A 2,624-nucleotide genomic window follows, 5' to 3' on the forward strand; every position below is an offset into this window, starting at 1 on the left:
GAGATACATCCTTCCAGCGAGGACGAATCCTCACAGATCAGATGTCAACCAAACCCGGGGCAGACCCCTCGTACTGATTTATGGCCACTACCGGACTTAGAGAGAGCAAATAATCAGGGTCGAGAATATAAATCTTCTGTCTCAAAGTGCAGTGCAAACTTGGAGTTCAAAGTCCTTTCAGAATCTTACGGCAGATTCTGCGGTATCGAAGTCCCAGAGCAATATCAACGTCAAGGAATCGGCAGCGCTATGGTGTTAGCATTATTTTCTAGATACCCCGGTGTGACTTTTCACAACACTTCATTGAATCAGAAATCAGGTCCTTTCTTCCAGAAGATACAGCGAGAGTATCCAAGGAACCTATCACCGATCAAAGACAGCCAGATTAAAAATTGGCCGCCCTCCGCCTGAAGGGACAAGTTGTGCATGATGCCCCAAACCAGTCAAGTCGGAAATCAACCATGGAAGCCTCCACGCTTTCATGCAAGAAAGAAAACATGTCAACAAGCCGTAAGCTTCAGCCTGAGGACCTACATGCTGCCACGACTCAACTTGCTATTGAGAAGAAAGCAATTCGATGAGAACCAACCCGCGGCTTGACACGGTATGCTAAAATCGACTGTGTTTATGGGTTCTGGAACAGGTTCCAGGGCACGGGCGATTTGAATCATCCCCGCAAGAGACTAAAAATCATTCTTCCGAATGCATTGAGGGCGTGACTGTCGGCCAATTGGTTTATGACAGTCACGCCCCCAATGCATTCGATCAGTCGCTGGTCGGAATGTAATCCTGACTTCGTTCTTCGTATGCTCTGCGAGTTGACTCGGGAATGCGTCCACGCGCTGGGACTGAATGACCAGAGGCTTTAGCCCATTGGCGTATCTTGTCGTTTTTGGCCCTCTCAGTGGCACTAATTTTTGACTTCCTCCCAGAAGATTTTGAGGCGTACTGTAAAAAAGGCTCCAAAGCTTCATCGAGCCGCCGTGCGTTGTCCTCGGATAGATCGATAGAATATTCTGCGCCCCGGTAGGAGAGAGTGACACTTTCTGCTGCAACGGTGCCGTCGATGTCATCTATGAGCATGATTCTTTTAGCCACGAGATTTCCTTTCCTTGAGTTGACTGGTTTCCCTTAGACTACAGACCGAAGGTTTACAGTTCAATCAGTCATAATGGTGTTCTGTGGATAACTCAGTTCTTAGTACCTAGATAGCACCATATAGGTACTAGGCGTGGTAGTGTCGTGGCATGCCATCCTTGAATGTCGAATTCACAGTTGAAGAGCTTGAAAAAATTCGAGCAGTAGCGAAGCGTGAAGACACTAATCTGAAGACCTTCGTCCATGATGCTACGATGCTCCGTGTCTCCGATAGAAAAAGTCTCATAGAGCAAGCCGCTCGCAACGTAGCCTCCAAATCGACGGAGCTGAATGAGCGGTTAGCGTGATTTACTTCCTTGATCGCGATGATGTATTGACCGCTGGAGCGGTAGCCCTAGGGCACAGTCTCAACGTTCGCGACTTCGGTCTCTTGGACTCTGCTGTAGCACGTCCAGCGAGCACTTTGTATGGCATCGATGCCTACCCATCACTGCTAATGAAAGCCTCGGCTCTATTGCAGTCCCTAGCTCGCAATCATGCCTTCGTCGATGGGAACAAGCGAACAGCTTGGGCATCATGTTGGGTATTTCTGGAAGTAAACGGCATTGTCCTGGGTCCATCCTTTGATGTGGATGAAGCAGAGCGTTTCATGAACCAGGTTGCTATCAGTGAAGCGCCGCTACACGAGATTGCTGAAGCGCTGGCAGGATTCGCTGAGGCCAGATCAAGCTAGCTCAATGGCTGCGGGGTTGTCTGGTTAGTTGATCCCGATGAAGACCAGTAGTGCTCTTTCGACTTGGACTATTTCGGCAGCAGTAAGGTGCCCTATGCGGTGACGAACATTCACTCGGGGGACCGTTGTCATTTTATCGATCATGAGCTGACTCGTCTGTGTAAGACCTGTCCGCTGTGATGGCTCTATCGGAATCCGCAGTAACGGGGCATCGTTCAAAGTAGAGGTCAGCGGGACCACTGTGACGGAATCAATGGCATTGAATCGATCATCCTGGATCACGAGGGCTGGGCGAGGTTTAGAAACGTAGCCGCTTCCGGCGACTGTCCAGATTTCGCCTCTCACTCAGCGTCCCAGGGCACGGAAACCGCATCGATCCACTCGTAGATGTCTGACCGCCGGTCGGATTCAGCCACGATTGCGCTTTGCCGGTTTGCTTCGTCGGTGAAGTTTTCCGAGCGAGTGTCTGGCACCCATACCTGAATTGGCCGGTAGCCTGCTTCTCGCATTCTGCGTCGGTGCTCACTGACTCGGTTCTTGACACTCATACTTCATTGTTACATGTAACAATCCGTAGTGGAAGCTCGATTATTTAGCTTAAGTATCTGTTCCATGCCTGCCTATCTGGAGAAGGCCTGGGGGCCCTGGAGAACGGAATTTGCCTCTAGTATTATTGATGGATCACTTTCACTCACTCATTTTCCTGTATTTTGTACTGTTGATATACACATTTTGGGTGGGTTTTTCGCATACTGGCCACCCCACCTTCGTCTAAAGCTGATAGGGGAGTGGT

5 protein-coding genes are annotated in these 2,624 nt (G+C 49.7%); 2 read left to right on the top strand and 3 right to left on the bottom strand.

What is annotated here, in order from left to right:
* Positions 1 to 411 (top strand): hypothetical protein (locus tag C501_RS14455; RefSeq protein ID WP_211206310.1); only part of this gene is annotated, 411 nt, incomplete at its 5' end.
* Positions 412 to 765: 354 nt separating this feature from the next.
* Here the strand turns inward: C501_RS14455 and C501_RS13715 are convergent.
* On the bottom strand, positions 766 to 1,098 hold the full coding sequence (locus tag C501_RS13715) for a histone-like nucleoid-structuring protein Lsr2 (RefSeq protein ID WP_083906468.1): 333 nt from the start codon (positions 1,096 to 1,098) through the stop codon (positions 766 to 768).
* Positions 1,099 to 1,441: 343 nt separating this feature from the next.
* Here C501_RS13715 and C501_RS13725 point away from each other — a divergent pair, with 343 nt between their 5' ends.
* Positions 1,442 to 1,831 (top strand): type II toxin-antitoxin system death-on-curing family toxin, encoded by a 390-nt coding sequence (locus C501_RS13725; RefSeq protein ID WP_026174439.1) that lies wholly within the window; start codon positions 1,442 to 1,444, stop codon positions 1,829 to 1,831.
* Positions 1,832 to 1,855: 24 nt separating this feature from the next.
* On the opposite strand, the gene C501_RS11865 is transcribed toward C501_RS13725, so the two are convergent.
* Both C501_RS11865 and C501_RS0100145 read right to left on the bottom strand, forming a co-directional pair.
* Positions 1,856 to 2,176, bottom strand: a complete 321-nt coding sequence (locus C501_RS11865; RefSeq protein ID WP_043567679.1) for a type II toxin-antitoxin system PemK/MazF family toxin — start codon at positions 2,174 to 2,176, stop codon at positions 1,856 to 1,858.
* Positions 2,173 to 2,379 (bottom strand): antitoxin MazE family protein, encoded by a 207-nt coding sequence (locus tag C501_RS0100145; protein ID WP_026174440.1) that lies wholly within the window; start codon positions 2,377 to 2,379, stop codon positions 2,173 to 2,175. The genes C501_RS11865 and C501_RS0100145 overlap by 4 nt, the downstream gene beginning before the upstream one ends.
* Positions 2,380 to 2,624 lie beyond the last annotated feature (245 nt).

This window comes from Acaricomes phytoseiuli DSM 14247 (assembly GCF_000376245.1).
Taxonomy (GTDB): domain Bacteria; phylum Actinomycetota; class Actinomycetes; order Actinomycetales; family Micrococcaceae; genus Renibacterium; species Renibacterium phytoseiuli.

Excerpts from the sequence above, each read along its gene's own strand:
- C501_RS0100145 (WP_026174440.1), bottom strand. The coding sequence starts at position 2,379 with ATGAGTGTCAAGAACCGAGTCAGTGAGCACCGACGCAGAATGCGAGAA.